This is a genomic window from Rahnella sp. R3(2024), from assembly GCF_042920125.1.
GTDB classification, from domain to species: Bacteria; Pseudomonadota; Gammaproteobacteria; order Enterobacterales; family Enterobacteriaceae; genus Rahnella; species Rahnella rivi.
Genome location: NZ_JBHGBU010000001.1, coordinates 2,344,191 through 2,363,647, shown reverse-complemented (window position 1 = coordinate 2,363,647; position 19,457 = coordinate 2,344,191). Strand labels below are relative to the sequence as shown.

The window sequence follows — 19,457 nt, the reverse complement described above, 5'->3', positions numbered from 1 at the left end:
GTCAGAGCACGCCTGCAAATGCCTGCGTTGAAAAATGCCGGAGAATATCTTTAATCGTTTGGTCTGACGCCATCGATTTCTGATAACTCAGATAGACGGGTAAAGGCAGGAGTTTTTGGACGGAATCAATACATTTAATACTGAATATCTCTTTAAAATGGTCTAAAACCCATTTTGGTATGATGCAAATACATTCGCTGTTTTCTACCGTTTTCAGCAAGGTGATAAATGAATTATATTCCAGCAGACTGAAGAATCTCGACTTAGGAATGAACCCTTCAATTTCATCTTCTTTATTCTTCATCCGGTAAAATACAATATATTCTTCATTCTGAAAGTTCTCCTCTGTCAGCACATCTTTCACGCGTGGATGATTATCTGAGCAGATGTAACACAGCTCTTCATCCATTATTTTTACATTTTCGTAAGAACTGTCCTGACAGGGTGTGAAACCAAGAATGATTTCAGTCATGCCAGAAAAAGACATTGTAGACTCTGGCCTCTCAAAGGCCGAATCGTGAATGACCTGATATTTAGGGTGTTGCGACATCACCACGTCTGAGATATCGGAAAATAATCTGACACAAAGATAATCTGAACAGCGGATCACCAGTTTCTTTATAGCGTTGGCATCAAGGAGTTGGTCAATATCCTCAATCAGTTTCACCATATCATCATGCACTAAGAAATATAAATGCCTGGCGGTGTCCGTGGGTATCATCGTCTGGCAATCACGAACAAAGAGCGGATCAAAAAAATATCCCCTCAGTTTATTTAATGACTGCGAAACTGCCGAAGCAGATACCCCCAGACGCGATGCGGTTTGGCTTACGCTGCCACACTCAAAAAGTAAAACAAATAAAGGAAGCAGGTTTATATCAAATTTCCTGTATAGCTTATTAATATTATCGATGCTCATGAAAACTCCATTCCAGGTGATGACTCTCTTTTAAGCGCCATGACCAATGTCATTTTATGAAAACAGGGGATGAATAAAGCGGCCTCGCGGCCGCTTTGAAGAACTAATAAAATGATTTAGAAGTTATATTGATAGCCTAATGACAAACCTTTATCGACAATATCATCTTCTTTCCATTGATAAGCATCGAAGGCAAGTTTGCCGGCCTTGCCGCCATAACTCAGCCCCATTTTGGCGACACCATTAAAGCCACCACCCTGCTGATCGTCATTCATCGTAAAGCTGGCATTGTTCGCGCCCTGCAAAGAGGCTTTCTGCGCAGATTGGGTATAACTGAGATTCGGCCCGCCTTCCAGCAAGGCATTCATCGCCCAGCCATTCGATGCCGCATATTTCATCTGAACACCGATGACCGCATCTACTGCCGTTTCGTTGCTGGAATCCATATTCAGATTGAAATCACCCGCGCCTCTTTCGCTGTAAGCATCGTTATTGGTGTGGCGAAGTTTCATGCCCACAGAAGGGGTCAGATTTAAACCTTCTGCCACGTCAAACCCTCTGCTGAACTGGCTGCGCCATTCCATGTACTGCTGGCTGTTGTCAGAACTGGCGGTCTGGTTAACACCGGAATAACGGATGCTGCGGTTACTTTCCAGCTGATGCACGTCGTAGCGCAGGGCGTTGGTCAGTTTCAGACTGCCAAAATCTACGCTGTGATTGATGCCGAAGAACTGGCTGTAACCGCCGGTCAACCCGTTATCACCCGCTTTGCTTTTGCCATCGATGCCGTTACCGTCCAGACGCGCAATACCGTACTGCATTTGCATCTTCTGACCTGCACTGAGGTCAAAACTCTGACTCAGGGCCATCATGTCATAACGGGTATCGTTGCCCAGTTCGCTGCGTTTATCGTTTTTATCCACCAGATTAAAACCAAAACCTGACGGCAATACGATGGCGTTATCGGCCAGCATATTGAAACGCTGGCTCAGCACACGCGCCTCTTTGAAAGCGGTGGTGGCATCCACGCCGGAAAGCTGACGCATCGCTTTATCGACTTCCGACGCGGTTTGCAGATTGAGGCTGCTATACAACGCGTTATTGGTGTAGTTCGCATCGAGCGTGGCGGCCATGTTCTGCGCGCTGGCATCACTGCTGACCACGTCCTGATAACTGTTTTTGCTCATCGTGACATCAACGTTGCCACTCTGATCAGTCTGCGCGCTGGCGGACCAGACGACGCTGGTTGACTGTATGTTTTCCGCGCCCTGAATATCTTCACCCACAAAGACATTGTCGAAGGTTTGGGTCTGGGCAGCGGTGCCGGAGGTAAAACCGGTATCAACAGAAACGTCGTTCAAATCAGCATGGCTGACCGTCATTGTCCCTGACGTGCCGGCGGCAGTGGTGCCTACGGTATAGTTGCTGACCGTGCTGCGGTAAACCGAGGTAGTATCGACAACAGTACCGGCTTCGCCTTTCACCAACCCATACGACGTCACACCCGCACGCACATTCACTTCACCGGTATTCACCAGATGCGCCGTGGCGCTGCCTGCGCGGTCAAACACATAGGAACCGTCGGCATTGATATTCACCGTGCCCTGGTTATAGGCCGTGACGTTGTCGCCCACCGCTTTAAAGGCCACAAGCCCGGTACCATTTTCCGCGATAGAAAGGCTGGAATCGCCAAGATTGATCGTCCCGTTGTTGACCAGCGTCGTATTATTTTGACCATACATTGCCACCGCATTACCGCCGCTGACGGTCATTGTGCCATTGTTGACAAAGGTATTGACCGTGCCGGCGCTGTTACCTAATGAAACTGCGGCCAGGGTGTTCGGAGAGATGAGATCTGGTTTAGCGCTAACCGAATTAAGCAGAGAGAAATCGATCAGGCCATCATTGACCGCATTGATGGTCCCCTGATCATGAGCAGATCCTGATGCCTGTGGGTCAGAATAAACAATGTTGCCACCGAAATCTGAAAGGACCGATGTTCCCCCTCTGGCGGTAATCACCCCGGTTGATGTATTGGTCCAGGTATCTGTACTTTGTGCCGAATCCCCCCCCAGGATAAAGAGACTGGTGGTTATCACATTATCCTTACCAGCAAAAGCATACTTTCCATCCTCACCGAGCACAGAAATGGTGCCTGAATTATAAATATCTGAGCTGTTCAGGCTGATAATTGAACTAAACCGGCCAGTGACAGCTCCGGTATTAATAAATACACCATTGTCCAGCCGTACAGCATCAAGTGTATACATATAATTGTTTGGGGCAAAAGCAAAGGTAGAATCGTCAACGCCATCATCCAACTCCATACGTCCTGAATTCAAAAATATGGCGTTATCCTCTATCCTTACACGGCCTTTATCATTAATACCATCAGGAACATAAACGGGAAGTGAACTCACTTGGTATGGGTCTATTATATATTTTTGGCCAACTTTATTTTCCACCACTATAGTGCCGGTATATATAATTTCCCCGTTTTCCAATTTCCCACTCACATCGAGATATTGCGACGTCCAGATTTTTTTCCCGGTGGGTGTCGTTGCATCCAGGGTCCATGATTTTCGATCGGCAATGCTGTAACCGGTGATCGCGCCCGTGGCCTGATCCAGCGTCTGCGCAGTATAGGTTTTGCCCGTCGAATCCGTGACAAGCCAGGTGCCGTTCGCCTGCTTCACTGCCTGCATAGTCTCACCGCTGAGCGTCAGCGAAGCGGTCGTTGCGCCCGGCACCATCGTCACTGACAGTCCGTTTGGATAAGTGGTGGTCACCGGCGTTTGATCTGGCGTATCGCCACCATCATCGGGATCCGGTGGCGTATCACCGCCATCGTCCGGATTCGGTGGCGTATCACCGCCGTCATCCGGATTCGGTGGCGTGTTACCGCCGTCATCCGGATTCGGTGGCGTGTTGCCGCCGTCGTCCGGATTCGGTGGCGTGTTGCCGCCGTCGTCCGGATTTGGTGGTGTGCTGCCGCCGTCATCTGAATCGCCACCGCCGCCGCCGCCAGCTGACATGGCAATACCGACCACCGCAGCCACTCCGGCAAGCGCGCCTCCCGTTATCCATAACTGCTGCTCAGTAATTCCTGATTTTTGACACGCTGCGGGAAGTGCGTCTTTATCGGCCTGACTTAAACCATCAATATTTTTTGGACAAGCGGGAGCAGGACCGGAGAGAGGAGTGGCAGCAAATGAATTCTGCTGACTCAGGGCAAGAATAATACAAAGGGGTAATAACTTTATCTTTTTCATTAAATGAATCCTTTCAAACAGAATAAATAATCCCTCATGACCTCTGAAAAAACTCAAACCCTCTGTTAATCAATAGCTGGAGAGTATTTATTTTAGAAGTGCAGGAGTGATCAACCTCATTAACATTTCTGAATAAAAATAATCCATTATATTTTCCATAAAAAATGAAAAATTTCGATCCTGACGATCTAATAATCAAATAAGCAGTAGTTTTATGCAGTTACAGAATATTTACTCGATCAAACCGATCGACGAAGTTAAGTAAAATAATATTCTTAGAGAATATATTAATATACAGAATATTTGATTTCTAATTAATAGTTTTTTTATATAGATTATATATTTCTCTCTTCGGACAGGACTATGCCTCTGTAAAAGAGCGCAGGATTGACTGAAAGACCGGGGGGAGAAATCATTACTTCAGGCAAAGAAGTCAGGATGTTGAAAAGGAGGGGTTATCAAAGCGGAGGGAGCTGTGGAATAAGGGCAAAAAAAAACTGGCCACCGAAGTGACCAGTTTTTTAACCCGAAGGTGACGTATTCTTGATGAACTGCCGTATCAGGCTTCGATCGCCATACGCAGTTTTTTCATCGCGTTCTTTTCCAGCTGACGAACACGCTCTGCGGACACGCCGTACTTGTCGGCAAGCTCCTGCAAAGTCGATTTGTTATCGTCATCTAACCAGCGTGCACGAATGATATCCTGGCTGCGCTCGTCCAGACCTTCCATTGCTGAGGAAAGTTTGTCGGTCGCGTCCTGATCCCAGTTATCTTCTTCGATGGTTTCTGCGAAGTCAGAACTCTTATCTTGCAGATACAACATCGGTGCCATCGCCGCGCCGTCGCGTGGTTCGTCATCCGGCGTTGGGTCAAACGTCATGTCCTGTGCGGCCATGCGTGATTCCATTTCCAGCACATCTTTGCTGGTCACGCCCAGTTCTCGGGCCACGTGCTCCACTTCGTCGTGGCTGAACCAGCCCAGACGCTGTTTGTTTTTACGCAGGTTGAAGAACAGCTTACGCTGCGCTTTGGTGGTGGCGACTTTCACGATGCGCCAGTTACGCAGCACATATTCGTGAATTTCGGCTTTGATCCAGTGCACCGCAAAGGACACCAGACGTACACCCACTTCCGGATTAAAACGGCGAACCGCTTTCATCAGGCCGATGTTACCTTCCTGGATAAGGTCCGCCTGTGGCAAACCGTAACCTGAATAGTTGCGGGCAATGTGAGCAACAAAGCGCAGGTGAGACAGGATCAGGTGTTTAGCCGCTTCCAGGTCACCGTCGTAATGCAGCCGTTCAGCCAGTGCCCGTTCTTCCTCTGCGGTCAGCATAGGATAGGCATTGGCCGCCCGAACATAGGCTTCCAGGCTACCTTGGGGTACCAGTGCTAAAGTGCGCATTTCTTTGGTCATTCAAGCCTCTCATGTATGACGTAATGCAGGTTTTATACCACGTTGCTGCGGGATGATACCGCCCTGTTGCTGGCCTTGATTGAAACACAATCTGACCACAACAAAGCAACGCCGAGCCCTTCATATTCGCTGCTTTTCGACCACGAATTTTACAAAAAGTTCAGGGGCAGATTCAACAGTCTGAAGACTGTAAGTGACAGACTGACTATTGGATAGTGAATTTGTGCCATTGAGGGAAAGCAGGAAAGAGAATGAAGATGAGATGAAGCGGCTCTCCCCCTGAAACACAATTCTTGAGCAGCAGGGGGAGATTATAGCAAAAAAACGCTACTGTGGTGTAAATCGCCGTAAATGTTGAACCGTTGCCAGCCAGGCGGCGATCCAGCCGATCATCGCAGAAATCAGGAGCAACAGCAGACTTTCATCCCAGCCCAGACCGTGAAGATCAAAGGTGGTACCGAAGACTTGCGCGACCTGCGTCACCACGCTCTCAAGGCGCAGCACCAGCACTTCCGAGAGGATCAGCGAGAGCAATGCGCCGGTAAATCCAAGCATCGCGCCACCGTTAAGGAACGGCCGCAAAATGAATCCATCGGTTGCGCCAATCAGCTTCATCACGTTGATGGTATCGCGGCGGCTGAAGATGCTCAGACGCACACTGTTACCAATGACCAGGAATACGGCAATGACCATCAGGATGCCGATCATCGCAGCAATCTGCCCGACCAGCCCCGTCAGCGCCGCCAGACGGGCAAACCAGCTGTCATCCATACGCACTTCATCCACGCCCTGCACCGCCGCTACGCGATCGCGCAGGGTGTTGAGTGTGGCGGAGTCCTGGAAATTCATTTTCGGCGTAATGATCGCCACAGCGGGCAGCGGATTTTGCTCAAGCATATCCATTGCACCGCCAAAACCTGACCAGTTACGGAACTCACCCATCGCTTCTTCGCGCGACAGATAGTTAACCTTGTCCACGCCCGCTTCGGTTTTGAGGGTTTTCACCACGTTTTCCGCGGCGTTGTCGTCCAGCGCTTTGTCGAGATACACCGTCAGCTGTGGCGTGGGATACCACTGCTCCGCCGCCGTACTGACGTTTTTCCACACCAGATAGCACACGCTCGGCAACGTCAGGGAAATGGCGATCACCATCACCGTCAGCAGCGTCGCCAAAGGCTGACGCAGCATGTCGGCCAGCGCGTTCATCCACGCATAGCGCCACTGTTCACGCCAGCCGCCCTGCAACGCCTTACTTTTGGCGGCGCGGGCGCTTTTTGCGGTTTTTGTCGGGTTTGGGCTGTTCGCCATCAGTACATTCCTCCCGACATACGCCCCTGACTCAGCGTCAGCGTGCGGTAATTACGACGGGCAATCAGACCCACGTCGTGCGTTGCCATCAGTACGGTAACGCCAACCCGGTTAAATTCTTCGAATAAACGCAAGATACCTTCCGACAGTTCGCCGTCGAGGTTACCGGTCGGTTCATCCGCCAGCAGCACCGCAGGCTTGTTGACCACCGCGCGGGCAATGCCCACACGCTGTTGTTCACCACCAGACAGCTGGATGGGCAGATTTTTGGCTTTATCCAACAACCCGACTTTATCCAGCGCTGCCGAGACGCGCCGGCGAATATCTTCGGTGCTGGCACCGGCGATAATCAGCGGCATCGCCACGTTGTCATACACCGTGCGATCCATCAGCAGATGGTGGTCCTGGAAGATCATACCAATCTGACGACGCAGGAACGGCACTTCACTGGATTTCAGGCGACTGATGTCGTGGCCGCCAAACAAAATCTGTCCGGCGCTGGGACGCTCAATACCGCAAATCAGCTTCAGCAGGGTACTTTTACCCGCGCCAGAGTGACCGGTCAGAAATGCCATTTCCGCTTGCTGGATGTGAAAATTGACGCCCTGAAGCGCCTGTCGTCCGCCCAGATAAGCTTTACTGACCTGTTCAAAGCGAATCATCCGTATTAATCCTCTCGGGCAAAAAGTGCCTCAATAAAATCGTCTGCCTTAAACGGCCTTAAATCTTCGATACCTTCGCCGACCCCGATATAACGAATCGGAATGCTGAACTGATCGGCGATGGCGAATATCACGCCGCCTTTCGCGGTGCCGTCCAGTTTAGTCAACGTAATGCCGGTTAGCCCGACCGCTTCGTTAAACAATTTTGCCTGGCTGACGGCATTCTGGCCGGTACTGGCGTCAAGCGTCAGCATAACCTCATGCGGAGCATCTTCGTCGAGCTTCTTCATCACACGGACGATTTTCTTCAGCTCTTCCATCAGATGCGCTTTATTTTGCAGGCGGCCTGCGGTATCAGCGATCAATACGTCGACGTTACGGGCTTTGGCTGCCTGAATGGCATCAAAAATCACCGAGGCTGAATCTGCACCGGTTTGCTGAGCAATCACCGGGATCTTGTTACGCTGACCCCAGACCTGCAACTGTTCAACCGCCGCGGCGCGGAAGGTATCACCTGCGGCAAGCATCACTGATTTGCCCTGCGCCTGGAACTGACGCGCCATCTTACCGATGGTGGTGGTTTTACCCACGCCGTTCACGCCCACCATCAGAATGACATACGGGGTTTTCCCGCTGACATCCAGTGGCTGTTCCACTTTTGACAGAATTTCGGACATTTCTTCCTTCAGCTTGCCGTAAAGCGCATCCGCGTCTTTCAGCTGCTTACGGGAAGCATGCTCGGTCAGGGAAGTGATGATTTTGCGCGTGGTTTCGACGCCAACGTCGGCGATCAGCAGCTGTTCTTCCAGCTCCTCAAACAGCTCGTCGTCGATTTTCTTACCACGGAACAGGCCGACAAAACCGGAGCCCAGATTCTGACGGGTTTTGACCAGACTGCGTTTGAGACGGGCGAAGAAGCCTTCTTTGGTCGGGCGTTCCTGCTCGGTTTCACCGGCGGGCAGCACAACGATCGGCTCCAGCGCCACAAGCGGTTCATCGTCAACCGCCACGCTGTCGTCGATGGCATCAAGAACGTCTTCGCGGGCGTCTTCTGCCATCTCGGCGGCTGACTCCACGAAGTCGTCTTCGACAATCTGCGATTCCTGCACCACCGGCTCTTCCACCACCGGCGCGGCAATGATGATCGGCTCTTCGATTTCAGCTTCAATGACGACCGGCTCAGGGGCGGCGGTTTCTTCCGCCGCCACCGGCTTAGCAGCAACCTGTTCGGTGATGTGAACGATGTCGTCTGCCAGTTCCTCAGCGGCGGCTAAAGGTTCAGGCTCCCTGACCTCGGGCTCAGGTTCTTTAAGAGGTTCAGGCTCGATAACCGGCTCGGGTTCAGTGACCGGCTCCGGTTCAACGGGGACGCCGGGCTCTTCGACAACCGGCAGTTCTTCGCGTGTTTCTTCTTTCTGCTGCTCTTCTTCCTGACGGCCACGGCCAAACCAGGAGAAGAAACCGCGTTTTTTGTCTTTTGCCATTTTACAACTTCACTCCTCGCCGCTAATGATTGGCGAACGGATTATTAATAGGGTTATGATCGGGCAGTCTATCACTTTCCCCTTCCGGCAACACGCCCGCGTGTTGAATTCCGCTGGTTTTTCAATCGCCAATGTTAAACATTTGCCCATTGCCCGCACACCGGTAGAATAGCCCTCCAAACGATATGCAACGAAGCCCGACGGCTTCGGATTACTGAAGTGAACTATGGCAAAGAAACCTAACACGCCCGCAGCAGGCCAGATACGCATTATTGGCGGCCTGTGGCGCGGACGCAAACTTCCGGTTCCAAACAGCCCGGGGCTACGTCCGACCACCGATCGCGTGCGCGAAACGCTGTTCAACTGGCTCGCACCGGTTTTACAGGGCGCGCATTGTCTGGACTGTTTTGCAGGCAGCGGCGCACTGGGTCTGGAAGCGTTGTCACGCTATGCCGCCAGCGCTACCCTGCTCGAGTTTGAACGCCCGGTTGCACAACAGTTAGAGAAAAACCTGGCGCTGCTAAACGCCAGAGATGCGAAAGTATTCAACGTCAACACATTGAACTGGCTGGCAAAAGCCGGGAATGCCTTTGACGTGGTTTTCCTCGATCCGCCTTTTCGCAAAGGCATTCTGCAAGACACCCTGAATCTGCTTGAGCAGAATCAGTGGCTGGCCGATGAGGCCTGGATTTATGTCGAAACAGAAGCCGAGCACGACACTCTGGACGTGCCCGCCAGCTGGCGGTTACACCGTGAGAAAGTCGCCGGACAAGTTGCTTATCGCCTTTACCATCGCGATGTGACGCCTGAAACCGGCTCACCTGAACAGGAGCAGTAAGATGTTGATCAATATTGGTCGGTTGTTGATGTTATGTATCTGGGGGTTTCTGGCGTTTAACCTGATCCACCCGTTCCCTAAGCCGATCAAATATTTTCTGGATGTGGCGATTGTGTTCATGTTTTTCATGCACGGCCTGCAGGTCATGCTGCTGAAAGCCACGCAGGGCAAGGACAAAGACACCATCGGCCCGTGGCTGCAAACGCGTATTTTCCTGTTTGGCGTGTTTGAACTGATGGCATGGCAGAAAAAACAGCCACCGATGCCGGGCAAAAAGTAATGCCTGCTTTTACGGCGTGCTCTGCGCCGTAAACGCTCCCTTCCTAAACCCACGGTCACCAAACCTGCCGTTACGGGGATTTCTGATTGTCGCCGGTGCGCCCTCTCTCCTACACTGAAAGCAAGTACCGGAAAACAGGATGTGTTTTCCCGAAGGCAGACTTTGCATCGGTTTTATGTTCTGTTCTGAAAGATAAAAGGATAAACAATGAGTTGGCCATTCCTCGCTGTATTTTTCTCCGGCTGGTTGTTCGTTGATGCCAGTTACCGCGGCCTGCGCTGGCAACGCTGGGTCTTCAAACCTGTCACCCTGTTGCTGCTGCTGTTACTGGCGTGGCAGGCGCCCACGCTGAACGTTTACAGCTATCTGATCCTGCTGGGTCTGGCGGCAACGCTGGTGGCAGACGGTCTGCTGCTGCTGCCTGAAGAACGCTTTATGTACGCCATCGGGGCGTTCTTCCTGTCGCATCTGCTCTATACGCTGAGTTTCGCCAGCCAGATGACCATTACCTTCTTCTGGCCACTGCCGCTGGCGTTGCTGGTGATCGGCGCAATACTTCTTGCGGTGATCTGGACGCGACTGGCCGAACTCAAATGGGCAGTGACCACTTACATCGCCATGACGCTGCTGATGGTCTGGCTGGCAGGCGAGCAGTATTTTGCACGCAGCACCGACATGGCGTTCTCGCTGTTCTGCGGCACCGTGCTGCTTCTGCTGGGTAATATTTTCTGGCTTGTCAGCCGCTACCGGTTTAAATTCCGCGCCGCCGACGGCCTGGTCGCCGCCTGCTATTTCGGCGGACACTTCCTGATTGTCCGGTCGCTGTATCTTTAAATCCCTTCCCCCGCGGAACCGTTCAGGTTCCGCGAGTTAAATACTTCTTGACCTTAGAGCTGACTCCAACGTTTAGACTGGGTGTAATTCCACTCGGTTTGAAACCGGAGGCTCTATGATCCCCCTTAAAAGAACGAACATGTGTCAGTGCGGTTGCCAGGGCAAACATACCCCGGCGTTGCATATCACTAAAATCAGCACCCTTTCCCCCGCGGGCACTTCCCCTGCCGGATGTTGCAGTGAAAGCGCGCCACTGGCGGCCTCTGCCGGCAGCTGCTGCACGCCTAAAACAGCGGAACACGCACACTGTTCTGACGACAGCGGCACGGAAAGTTCGCCGGGTGAAGATGATCCCAGTGCGCCTCTTCCCGGAAATCAGCAATACAGCTGGCGCGTTGAAGGCATGGACTGCCCGGCCTGTGCGCGCAAAATTGAAAATGCCGTTTCCGGCCTGAAGGGCGTCAGCCATGCGAAAGTGCTGTTTGCCACCGAAAAACTGGTGATTGACGCCAGCCACGACATCTCGCAAAACGTGCTGCAAGCCGTCACCGGCGCAGGGTTCACCCTGCAATCTTTGGATAAAAGCCGGAATCCTCCCGCGCAGGACGAATCATGGCTGAAAGAATATCTGCCGCTGCTGGCGCTTTCGGCGCTGATGCTGCTGAGCTGGATACTCGACAGCGTCAATCCTCAGGCCGGTGAAATTGCGTTTATCGCCACCACGCTGGTCGGCCTGTGGCCGGTGCTGCGTCAGGCGATTCGCCAGACCCGCGCCGGATCACCCTTTGCCATAGAAACCCTGATGAGCATTGCGGCACTGGGCGCGCTGTTTATTGGCGCAACCGCCGAAGCCGCCATGGTGCTGCTGTTGTTTATGGTCGGCGAACGCCTCGAGTCATTTGCCGCCAGCCGTGCACGCAGCGGCGTAAAAGCGCTGATGGCGCTGATACCCGATACCGCCGTTCGCGTGACTGAGGGCAAAACGGAATCCGTACCGGTCGCCAGCCTGCGTCCCGGCGATATGATTGAAATCGCCGCAGGCGGACGTCTGCCTGCCGATGCGGTGCTGCACAGCGCGGCCAGTTTTGATGAAAGCGCCCTGACCGGCGAGTCCGTGCCCGTCGAACGTCAGCCCGGCGAGAAAGTCCCGGCGGGCAGCCTGTGCGTTGATCGTCTGGCCCGTCTGGAAGTGGCTTCCGCCCCCGGCAACAGCGCCATTGACCGCATTCTGCAACTTATCGAAGAAGCCGATGAGCGACGCGCGCCGATCGAGCGCTTCCTCGATACCTTCAGCCGCTATTACACACCGGTCATTATGCTGATGTCGCTGCTGGTCATCATCATTCCACCGCTGGCGATGGGGCTTTCCTGGGATACGTGGATTTATCGCGGCCTGACGTTACTGCTGATTGGCTGCCCTTGCGCGCTGGTGATTTCAACACCGGCGGCGATCACCTCCGGGCTGGCTGCAGCGACGCGTCAGGGTGCGCTGATCAAAGGCGGTGCTGCGCTTGAGCAGCTGGCGCTGATCGAAACCGTGGCGCTGGATAAAACCGGTACGCTGACCGAAGGTAAACCGGAAGTGACCCATGTGCAGGTGCTTAACGGCGCCAGCGAAGGCGAAGTGTTAAGCCTCGCGGCGGCGGTGGAAGAAGGCTCCCACCACCCGCTGGCGCAGGCGATTTTAGCGCGTGCGCGAGAACACAATCCGTTGCCGATAACCGCTCAGGACCGCCGTGCGCTGGCGGGTTCCGGTGTGGAAGGCGTTGTCTCAGGCAGAAGGATCCAGGTACTGGCTCCTGTGCGTGTGGCGCCAGGCGTACTGAGTACGGACGCCAGCACGCAAATTGCAGGCTGGGAATCTGAAGGTAAAACCGTGGTAGTGGTGATGCAGGACGCACAGGCGATCGGTCTGGTGGCGATGCAGGACCGGCTGCGGGAAGATGCTGTTGAGGCGCTGCGCGATCTGCAGGCGCTCGGGGTTTCTGCGGTAATGCTGACCGGCGACAACCCGCGCGCGGCGAAAACTATCGCTGACCGGCTGGGCATCGAATTCCGGGCGGGCCTGCTGCCGGCGGATAAAGTCTCGGCGGTGACCGCGCTGAATGCCGTTAAACCGGTGGCGATGGTCGGTGACGGGATTAACGATGCGCCGGCGATGAAAGCCGCCACTATCGGTATTGCCATGGGCAGCGGCACCGACGTGGCACTGGAAACCGCCGATGCCGCGCTGACGCACAACCGTCTGAGCGGGCTGGCACAGATGATCAGCCTGTCCCGCGCCACACGGGCCAATATCCGTCAGAACATCACCATTGCGCTGGGGCTGAAAGCGATATTCCTGGTCACCACCATTATGGGGCTGACCGGATTGTGGCTGGCGGTGCTGGCGGATTCCGGCGCAACGGCGCTTGTCACGGCTAACGCCTTACGGTTGTTGCGCAATAAATCACGTTAAGGATGTCGGGCTGGGTTCGGTCTAGAGCCCTTTGCACAGCAGATAGCGGTACGGCAGGTTTTCGGTATCTGACGCCAGCAACCTGTGCTCCATAAAGCGGCAGAAACCCGGAATATCGCGGGTGGTTGCCGGATCATCGGCGACGATCAGCAGGGTTTCCCCGTCTTTCATGGTACGTACCGCTTTGCGAACCATCATTACGGGTTCCGGGCAACGCAGGCCCAGTGCATCAAGCTGATGGTCCGGGTTGATAAAGGGATCGTTCATTTCGTTTCTCAACATCTGGGTGCAGGAATGCGCGGTTGTCTGGCAAAGGCGAACAGTTTAACCCGCAGAATTTCTGGTGCAACTCACGCGGCTCATTGCGCTAAAATTAACCGTTGGATCTGTTGCGCAAACGGTGCGCAAACAGGTACTATGCGCGCCGCACCGAATTATCGGCGCGAAAAGTCACAATATTCTTGGGTTCCCTCACCCCAATTCACTAAAAAGGTCACATCTATGTACTCTTTTACTGCTCAGCAGCGGTTTTCCGCGCTGATATGGCTTTCGCTATTCCACATCGCCATCATCACCTCCAGTAACTATCTGGTTCAGTTGCCCGTCTCCATTTTTGGTTTCCACACCACCTGGGGCGCGTTCACCTTTCCGTTTATTTTTCTGGCCACCGATCTGACCGTCCGTATTTTTGGTGCTCCGCTGGCGCGGCGCATTATTTTGTCGGTGATGGTGCCGGCACTGGCGATCTCCTACGTGATTTCCGCGCTGTTCTTTGAAGCGCAATGGCAGGGTGCAGAAGCACTCAGCAGCCTGAATATCATGGTCGCACGTATCGCCACCGCCAGTTTTATGGCGTATGTGCTGGGGCAAATTCTCGACGTTCACGTGTTTAACCGCCTGCGCCAGAACCGCCGCTGGTGGATAGCGCCGGTCGCCTCGATGTTCCTCGGCAACATCAGCGACACGCTGTCGTTTTTCTTTATCGCCTTCTACAAAAGCAGCGATGCGTTTATGGCCCAGCATTGGGTGGAAATCGCGATGGTGGATTACACGTTCAAAGTGCTGATCTGTCTGGTGTTCTTCCTGCCGATGTACGGCATGCTGCTGAACATGCTGCTCAGGCGTTTGTCCGCACAGGGAAATCACGACCACCCGGCCCTGCGCGCGCACTGAAAATTCGCGGGGGCAAATGGCTCCCCGCTCACCTCGCTAAAAACAAAAATCGCGCCATAATCTGACTTGCATTTGTGGCGTGAATAGGTTGCCATAAGGCCGTTAAATCAACATCTCAGCCTGATAAACAGGTCACTTAAGGAAGCCCGATGCGTAACTTCGCTAAAATGATGGGAATGGCAGTACTGATCGCCGGTCTGACTGCGTGTGACGGGAAGTCCACTGATGCACCGGATGCCAATAAAGCCGCCGCCGCCGCCGCGACAACCGCGCCAGTCAGCCTGCTGGATGGGAAAGTGACTTTCTCCCTGCCGCAGGGAATGAGCGACCAGAGCGGTAAGCTGGGCACGCAGGCAAACAACATGCACGTGTATGCTGACAGCACCGGTCAGAAAGCGGTGATTGTGATCCTCGGCGATAACACCACGGAATCGCTGGAAGTGCTGACTGCCCGTTTGCAGGATCAGCAAAAAGCCCGTGATACCAACTTGCAGGTCGTGACCAACAAATCGATTCAGGTTAACGGACAGACCATGCAGCAGTACGACAGCGTCATCACCTCGGCCGGTCAGAAAGCCTATTCTTCAATCGTGCTGGGTAAAGTGGACAGCCATTTGCTGACGCTGCAAATTACCCTGCCAGCCGACAATCAGCAGCAGGCGCAGGCTGATGCAGAAGCCATTATCAATACGCTGAAAGTGCAGTAAATTCAGGGTCAGTGACACCCTCAGGCGGAGCTCAGGCTCCGCTTTTTTTTATCTCCGTCAGCCACTTTGCTTCTCCGCACGCTCCTCCGTAATAAAAATGTAACAATTCTGTCATAACTCACAGTTCGTTTGCGCGCAAACCGCTAACATGATGTTCGTTTTAGAACACACTTGCTCATGACGAGTCTGACCTGATTTATGCCATCGGAGGCATGTATGCTCAGTATTTTCAAACCCGCACCACACAAAGCTCCCGTGGATGAAAACCACGTCGACCCGCTTTATCGCCGTCTCCGCTGGCAGATTTTCATGGGGATTTTCTTTGGTTACGCCGCCTATTATCTGGTGCGCAAAAACTTCGCACTGGCCATGCCGTACCTGATCGATCAGGGCTTCTCCCGTGGCGATCTCGGTTTTGCGTTATCCGGTATTTCTATTGCGTACGGCATCTCAAAATTCATTATGGGGTCGGTATCAGACCGCTCGAATCCGCGCGTGTTTCTGCCCGCCGGTTTGATTCTGGCTGCGGCTGTGATGCTGTTTATGGGCTTCGTGCCGTGGGCAACCTCAAGCATTGCCATCATGTTTGTTTTGCTGTTCCTGTGTGGCTGGTTCCAGGGCATGGGCTGGCCGCCGTGCGGACGCACCATGGTTCACTGGTGGTCACAGAAAGAACGCGGCGGCGTGGTATCGGTATGGAACTGCGCACATAACGTCGGCGGCGGTATTCCTCCGCTGCTGTTCCTGCTCGGGATGGCATGGTTTAACGACTGGCACGCAGCGCTGTACATGCCTGCTTTCGGCGCGATCCTGCTGGCCGTATTTGCCTTCATGACCATGCGCGATACCCCGCAGTCCTGCGGTTTGCCGCCGATTGAAGAGTACAAAAACGACTATCCGCCGGACTACGTGAAAGAATCGGCTGAGCAGGAACTGACCGCGAAACAGATTTTCATGCAGTACATTTTGCCGAACAAACTGCTGTGGTATATCGCGCTGGCAAACGTATTTGTTTACCTGCTGCGCTACGGCATCCTCGACTGGTCACCGACTTACCTGAAAGAAGTGAAGCATTTCGCGCTGGATAAATCCTCGTGGGCATACTTCCTGTATGAATATGCGGGGATCCCGGGGACGCTGCTGTGCGGCTGGATGTCGGACAAAGTCTTCAAAGGGAATCGCGGCGCAACCGGCGTGTTCTTTATGGTGCTGGTGACCATCGCCACCGTCGTGTACTGGCTGAACCCGGTCGGCAATCCGGGCATTGATATGGCCTGCATGATCACTATCGGCTTCCTGATTTATGGCCCGGTGATGCTGATTGGTTTACACGCGCTGGAGCTGGCACCGAAAAAAGCAGCGGGCACCGCAGCAGGCTTCACCGGTCTGTTTGGTTATCTCGGTGGCTCGGTCGCCGCCAGTGCGATTGTCGGTTACACCGTGGATTACTTCGGCTGGGACGGCGGCTTTATCGTGATGATCGCCGGTTGTGTGCTGGCCGTGCTGCTGCTGGTTCTGACCATGCTCAGTGAAAACAAACACAAAGCGCAGCTGGCTAAAAGTGCCTGATTGAGGATCACCGGCAGCCAAAAGGCACCCCTGGGTGCCTTTTGGTTTTCTACGCCATGGCCTGTGGGATCCGCTTTCCCTGTGCATCAAACAGTAAAACACTGGCGGCATTAAACCCGAACCTGAGGGCGGTATGGCGGGGAAACGAAAGCTGTTTCGACGATTTCATCTTCAGGGCGTGCTCACCAAATGTTGCGTACACCAGCGTCGAATCCCCCTGAAGTTCCGTAAAATCGACCACAACGTCAAACGCATGATCTGTCGCTTCCTCCAGGCGTAACAGCTCGGGGCGGATGGCGAGCGACACCGTCTGTCCGTCCTGCGCCGCCGGGAATTTATCCCCCAGCGGAAACAGCGGCTGCCCGTTAACCCAAAGCTGGCGTCCAACGACCTGCGCCGGGATCACATTGATTTTCGGCGTGCCAATAAAACCGGCAACGAAAAGGCTGGCGGGATGGTTATAAAGCTCAACCGGCGTGCCGATTTGCTCAATATTGCCCTGATTAAGCACCACAATCCTGTCCGCCAGCGTCATCGCCTCGACCTGATCGTGGGTCACGTAAATCATGGTATTTTTCAGGCGGCTATGCAGCTGACTGATTTCCTGTCGCATCTGTACGCGCAGCGCGGCGTCAAGATTCGACAACGGCTCATCAAACAAAAACACTTCCGGCTGCTGGACAATAGAGCGGCCAATCGCCACGCGCTGACGTTGTCCCCCGGAAAGATGCTGCGGTAACCGGTCAAGCATCTCGTCGAGACGTAAAATCAGCGCAGCCTCCTGAATGCGTCGCGCGATTTCCACCGGCGGCGTGCGGATATTCTTCAGGCCAAAAGCCAGATTCTGCCTGACGGTCATGTGCGGATAGAGTGCGTAGGACTGAAATACCATCGACAGTCCGCGTTTTCCGGCGGGCAACCCGGTGACGTCGGTTTCCCCGATGCAGACGGTGCCGGCGCTGAGCTGATCCAGCCCGGCAATCAGGCGCAGCAACGTCGATTTCCCGCAGCCTGAGGGGCCGACCAGCACCAGAAATTCACCGGAACGGATCTCCAGCGACAAATCGGCAATGACGGTGGTTTTGTCATAATACTTTTTGATATTTTTGAGCGTTAAGCCTGACATAACGTTGTCCTTTCAAACCAAAGGGAGCGCGATACGAGGAATTACTCCCCTGCCAGCGCCAGCAGTGCCCGGGTACTTTCGGCAAGTAACGCCGTGGAGTGACGGGTTTCAACATTGAGGCGTAAAAGCGGTTCCGTATTGGAAGCGCGCAAATTAAACCGCCACCGTTCGAATTCCATACTCAGCCCGTCAACGACGCTGACCGTCACCGCCTGGCTGGCATAATGCTCACGCACACGGCGGATGGCTTCTGCGGGCTGGCTGACGGTGAGATTTATCTCGCCGGATACCGGGAAAAGCGCTTTACGGGCGGCAATCAGACCGGACATTTTCTGGCCGGATTTGCTGAGATGTTGCAACATCAGCAAGGCGGGGATCATTCCGCTGTCGCAATAGCCAAAATCGCGGAAATAGTGGTGCGCGCTCATCTCGCCGCCATAGATGGCGTTTTCGCTGCGCATTCTTTCCTTCATAAAGGCATGGCCGGTTTTTGTTTCCACGGCGATACCCTGACGGGCAGCGACAATGTCACGGGTATTCCAGATCAGGCGGGGATCGTGAATGATCTTCTCGCCAGGCGAGCGTTGCAGAAACTGCGCCGCCAGCATGCCGACGATGTAATAGGCCTCCACGTAGTCCCCCTGCTCATCAAAAATGAAGCAGCGATCAAAATCGCCATCCCACGCAATACCGATATCCGCCTGATGCAGGCGTATGGCAGCCTGAGTGGCGTGGCGGTTTTCAGGCAGCATAGGATTCGGGATACCGTGGGGGAAGGCGCCGTCCGGCTCATGGTGAATTTTAATCAGGGTCAGCGGGATGTTGCGCGCCTGGAAGGCCTGCTCCAGCGCATCCAGCGTCGGGCCAGCTGCGCCGTTGCCGGCATTCACCACCACACGCAGGGGGCGCCCAAAAGGCAGCGTTAAATAACTGAGCAGGTGATCAAGATACGCGCTGCGGTTTGAACATTGCTGATAAAAACCGGCCTGCGCTGTGCCAGAGAAATGATGATTTTCGGCCAGAGCCTGAATCTCATGCAAACCGTTATCGCTGCTGACCGGCCTGGCATCCCGGCCAACCAGTTTCATGCCGTTATAATTGGCCGGATTATGACTGGCCGTGATCTGAATGCCGCCATCCGCCCGAAAATAGCGTGTCGCAAAATAAACCTCTTCACTGCCGGTCATTCCGATATCGATCACGCCGACGCCCTGATCGCGCAGCCCGCACGCGACGGCCAGTTTGAGAGACGGTGAGGTCAGGCGAATATCATGGCCGAGCACCACCCGTTCAGGGTGATAAAAATGGGCAAAGGCGCAACCGATGCGGTAAGCAATATCCTCGTTAAATTCGGCACCAAGAATGCCGCGTATATCGTAAGCGGTAAAACACGTTAATAAGGCCATATTT

The 19,457-nt window shown here is 53.8% G+C and carries 16 protein-coding genes; 7 read left to right on the top strand and 9 right to left on the bottom strand.

Annotation, left to right across the window (positions count from 1 at the left end; translation table 11 throughout):
• Position 1: 1 nt before the first annotated feature.
• The 6 genes from ABSH60_RS10725 to ftsY form a co-directional block, all read right to left on the bottom strand.
• Positions 2-919, bottom strand: coding sequence for a LysR family transcriptional regulator (locus tag ABSH60_RS10725; protein WP_390973886.1), 918 nt, complete (start codon positions 917-919; stop codon positions 2-4).
• 116 nt (positions 920-1,035) lie between these two features.
• Complete coding sequence (locus ABSH60_RS10720; protein WP_390973884.1) at positions 1,036-4,191, bottom strand: autotransporter domain-containing protein; 3,156 nt, start codon at positions 4,189-4,191, stop codon at positions 1,036-1,038.
• A gap of 559 nt (positions 4,192-4,750) precedes the next feature.
• Positions 4,751-5,608: an RNA polymerase sigma factor RpoH gene (gene rpoH, locus ABSH60_RS10715; RefSeq protein ID WP_122096533.1), complete on the bottom strand. Its 858-nt coding sequence runs from the start codon at positions 5,606-5,608 to the stop codon at positions 4,751-4,753.
• A 327-nt stretch (positions 5,609-5,935) separates the two neighbouring features.
• Positions 5,936-6,916, bottom strand: coding sequence for a permease-like cell division protein FtsX (gene ftsX / locus ABSH60_RS10710; RefSeq protein WP_122096532.1), 981 nt, complete (start codon positions 6,914-6,916; stop codon positions 5,936-5,938).
• Positions 6,916-7,578, bottom strand: a complete 663-nt coding sequence (gene ftsE / locus ABSH60_RS10705) for a cell division ATP-binding protein FtsE (RefSeq protein ID WP_056772179.1) — start codon at positions 7,576-7,578, stop codon at positions 6,916-6,918. Before ftsE ends, ftsX begins: the two co-directional genes overlap by 1 nt.
• Positions 7,579-7,583: 5 nt before the next feature.
• Positions 7,584-9,062 (bottom strand): signal recognition particle-docking protein FtsY, encoded by a 1,479-nt coding sequence (gene ftsY / locus ABSH60_RS10700; protein WP_390973881.1) that lies wholly within the window; start codon positions 9,060-9,062, stop codon positions 7,584-7,586.
• Between the two features lie 226 nt (positions 9,063-9,288).
• Here ftsY and rsmD point away from each other — a divergent pair, with 226 nt between their 5' ends.
• The 4 genes from rsmD (at position 9,289) to ABSH60_RS10680 (ending at position 13,472) form a co-directional block, all read left to right on the top strand.
• A complete protein-coding gene (gene rsmD, locus ABSH60_RS10695) occupies positions 9,289-9,900 on the top strand; it encodes a 16S rRNA (guanine(966)-N(2))-methyltransferase (RefSeq protein WP_390973879.1) in 612 nt (203 codons plus the stop codon).
• Position 9,901: 1 nt separating this feature from the next.
• Complete coding sequence (locus ABSH60_RS10690) at positions 9,902-10,180, top strand: DUF1145 family protein (RefSeq protein WP_056772188.1); 279 nt, start codon at positions 9,902-9,904, stop codon at positions 10,178-10,180.
• Between the two features lie 207 nt (positions 10,181-10,387).
• On the top strand, positions 10,388-11,014 hold the full coding sequence (locus ABSH60_RS10685) for a lysoplasmalogenase (RefSeq protein WP_056772191.1): 627 nt from the start codon (positions 10,388-10,390) through the stop codon (positions 11,012-11,014).
• Positions 11,015-11,129: 115 nt separating this feature from the next.
• Entirely contained in the window at positions 11,130-13,472 is a 2,343-nt protein-coding gene (locus ABSH60_RS10680; RefSeq protein WP_390973876.1) for a zinc/cadmium/mercury/lead-transporting ATPase, read from the top strand.
• A 21-nt stretch (positions 13,473-13,493) separates the two neighbouring features.
• Here the strand turns inward: ABSH60_RS10680 and tusA are convergent, their stop codons facing one another.
• Entirely contained in the window at positions 13,494-13,739 is a 246-nt protein-coding gene (gene tusA / locus ABSH60_RS10675; RefSeq protein WP_056772199.1) for a sulfurtransferase TusA, read from the bottom strand.
• Between the two features lie 234 nt (positions 13,740-13,973).
• Here tusA and ABSH60_RS10670 point away from each other — a divergent pair, with 234 nt between their 5' ends.
• The 3 genes from ABSH60_RS10670 (at position 13,974) to glpT (ending at position 16,921) form a co-directional block, all read left to right on the top strand.
• Entirely contained in the window at positions 13,974-14,645 is a 672-nt protein-coding gene (locus tag ABSH60_RS10670; RefSeq protein ID WP_390973874.1) for a 7-cyano-7-deazaguanine/7-aminomethyl-7-deazaguanine transporter, read from the top strand.
• Between the two features lie 149 nt (positions 14,646-14,794).
• Positions 14,795-15,352, top strand: a complete 558-nt coding sequence (locus ABSH60_RS10665; protein WP_390973872.1) for a DcrB family lipoprotein — start codon at positions 14,795-14,797, stop codon at positions 15,350-15,352.
• Positions 15,353-15,568: 216 nt separating this feature from the next.
• On the top strand, positions 15,569-16,921 hold the full coding sequence (gene glpT / locus ABSH60_RS10660; protein ID WP_056772207.1) for a glycerol-3-phosphate transporter: 1,353 nt from the start codon (positions 15,569-15,571) through the stop codon (positions 16,919-16,921).
• A gap of 49 nt (positions 16,922-16,970) precedes the next feature.
• Here the strand turns inward: glpT and ABSH60_RS10655 are convergent, their stop codons facing one another.
• Together ABSH60_RS10655 and ABSH60_RS10650 are read right to left on the bottom strand one after the other, a co-directional pair.
• Positions 16,971-18,047 carry a sn-glycerol-3-phosphate ABC transporter ATP-binding protein UgpC gene (locus tag ABSH60_RS10655; RefSeq protein WP_390973869.1) on the bottom strand — a complete coding sequence of 359 codons (1,077 nt, stop codon included), beginning with the start codon at positions 18,045-18,047 and terminating at the stop codon, positions 16,971-16,973.
• A gap of 41 nt (positions 18,048-18,088) precedes the next feature.
• Positions 18,089-19,453 (bottom strand): phosphomannomutase CpsG, encoded by a 1,365-nt coding sequence (locus ABSH60_RS10650; protein WP_390973867.1) that lies wholly within the window; start codon positions 19,451-19,453, stop codon positions 18,089-18,091.
• Positions 19,454-19,457 lie beyond the last annotated feature (4 nt).

Bases quoted from the DNA above. Each gene is read 5' to 3' on its own strand.
- ftsX (WP_122096532.1), bottom strand. From the start codon at position 6,916: ATGGCGAACAGCCCAAACCCGACAAAAACCGCAAAAAGCGCCCGCGCC.
- rsmD (WP_390973879.1), top strand. From the start codon at position 9,289: ATGGCAAAGAAACCTAACACGCCCGCAGCAGGCCAGATACGCATTATT.
- ABSH60_RS10725 (WP_390973886.1), bottom strand. From the start codon at position 919: ATGAGCATCGATAATATTAATAAGCTATACAGGAAATTTGATATAAAC.
- ABSH60_RS10670 (WP_390973874.1), top strand. From the start codon at position 13,974: ATGTACTCTTTTACTGCTCAGCAGCGGTTTTCCGCGCTGATATGGCTT.
- ABSH60_RS10720 (WP_390973884.1), bottom strand. From the start codon at position 4,191: ATGAAAAAGATAAAGTTATTACCCCTTTGTATTATTCTTGCCCTGAGT.
- ABSH60_RS10650 (WP_390973867.1), bottom strand. From the start codon at position 19,453: ATGGCCTTATTAACGTGTTTTACCGCTTACGATATACGCGGCATTCTT.
- ABSH60_RS10685 (WP_056772191.1), top strand. From the start codon at position 10,388: ATGAGTTGGCCATTCCTCGCTGTATTTTTCTCCGGCTGGTTGTTCGTT.
- ABSH60_RS10690 (WP_056772188.1), top strand. From the start codon at position 9,902: ATGTTGATCAATATTGGTCGGTTGTTGATGTTATGTATCTGGGGGTTT.
- glpT (WP_056772207.1), top strand. From the start codon at position 15,569: ATGCTCAGTATTTTCAAACCCGCACCACACAAAGCTCCCGTGGATGAA.
- ABSH60_RS10655 (WP_390973869.1), bottom strand. From the start codon at position 18,047: ATGTCAGGCTTAACGCTCAAAAATATCAAAAAGTATTATGACAAAACC.
- ftsY (WP_390973881.1), bottom strand. From the start codon at position 9,062: ATGGCAAAAGACAAAAAACGCGGTTTCTTCTCCTGGTTTGGCCGTGGC.
- ABSH60_RS10680 (WP_390973876.1), top strand. From the start codon at position 11,130: ATGATCCCCCTTAAAAGAACGAACATGTGTCAGTGCGGTTGCCAGGGC.
- tusA (WP_056772199.1), bottom strand. From the start codon at position 13,739: ATGAACGATCCCTTTATCAACCCGGACCATCAGCTTGATGCACTGGGC.
- ftsE (WP_056772179.1), bottom strand. From the start codon at position 7,578: ATGATTCGCTTTGAACAGGTCAGTAAAGCTTATCTGGGCGGACGACAG.
- ABSH60_RS10665 (WP_390973872.1), top strand. From the start codon at position 14,795: ATGCGTAACTTCGCTAAAATGATGGGAATGGCAGTACTGATCGCCGGT.
- rpoH (WP_122096533.1), bottom strand. From the start codon at position 5,608: ATGACCAAAGAAATGCGCACTTTAGCACTGGTACCCCAAGGTAGCCTG.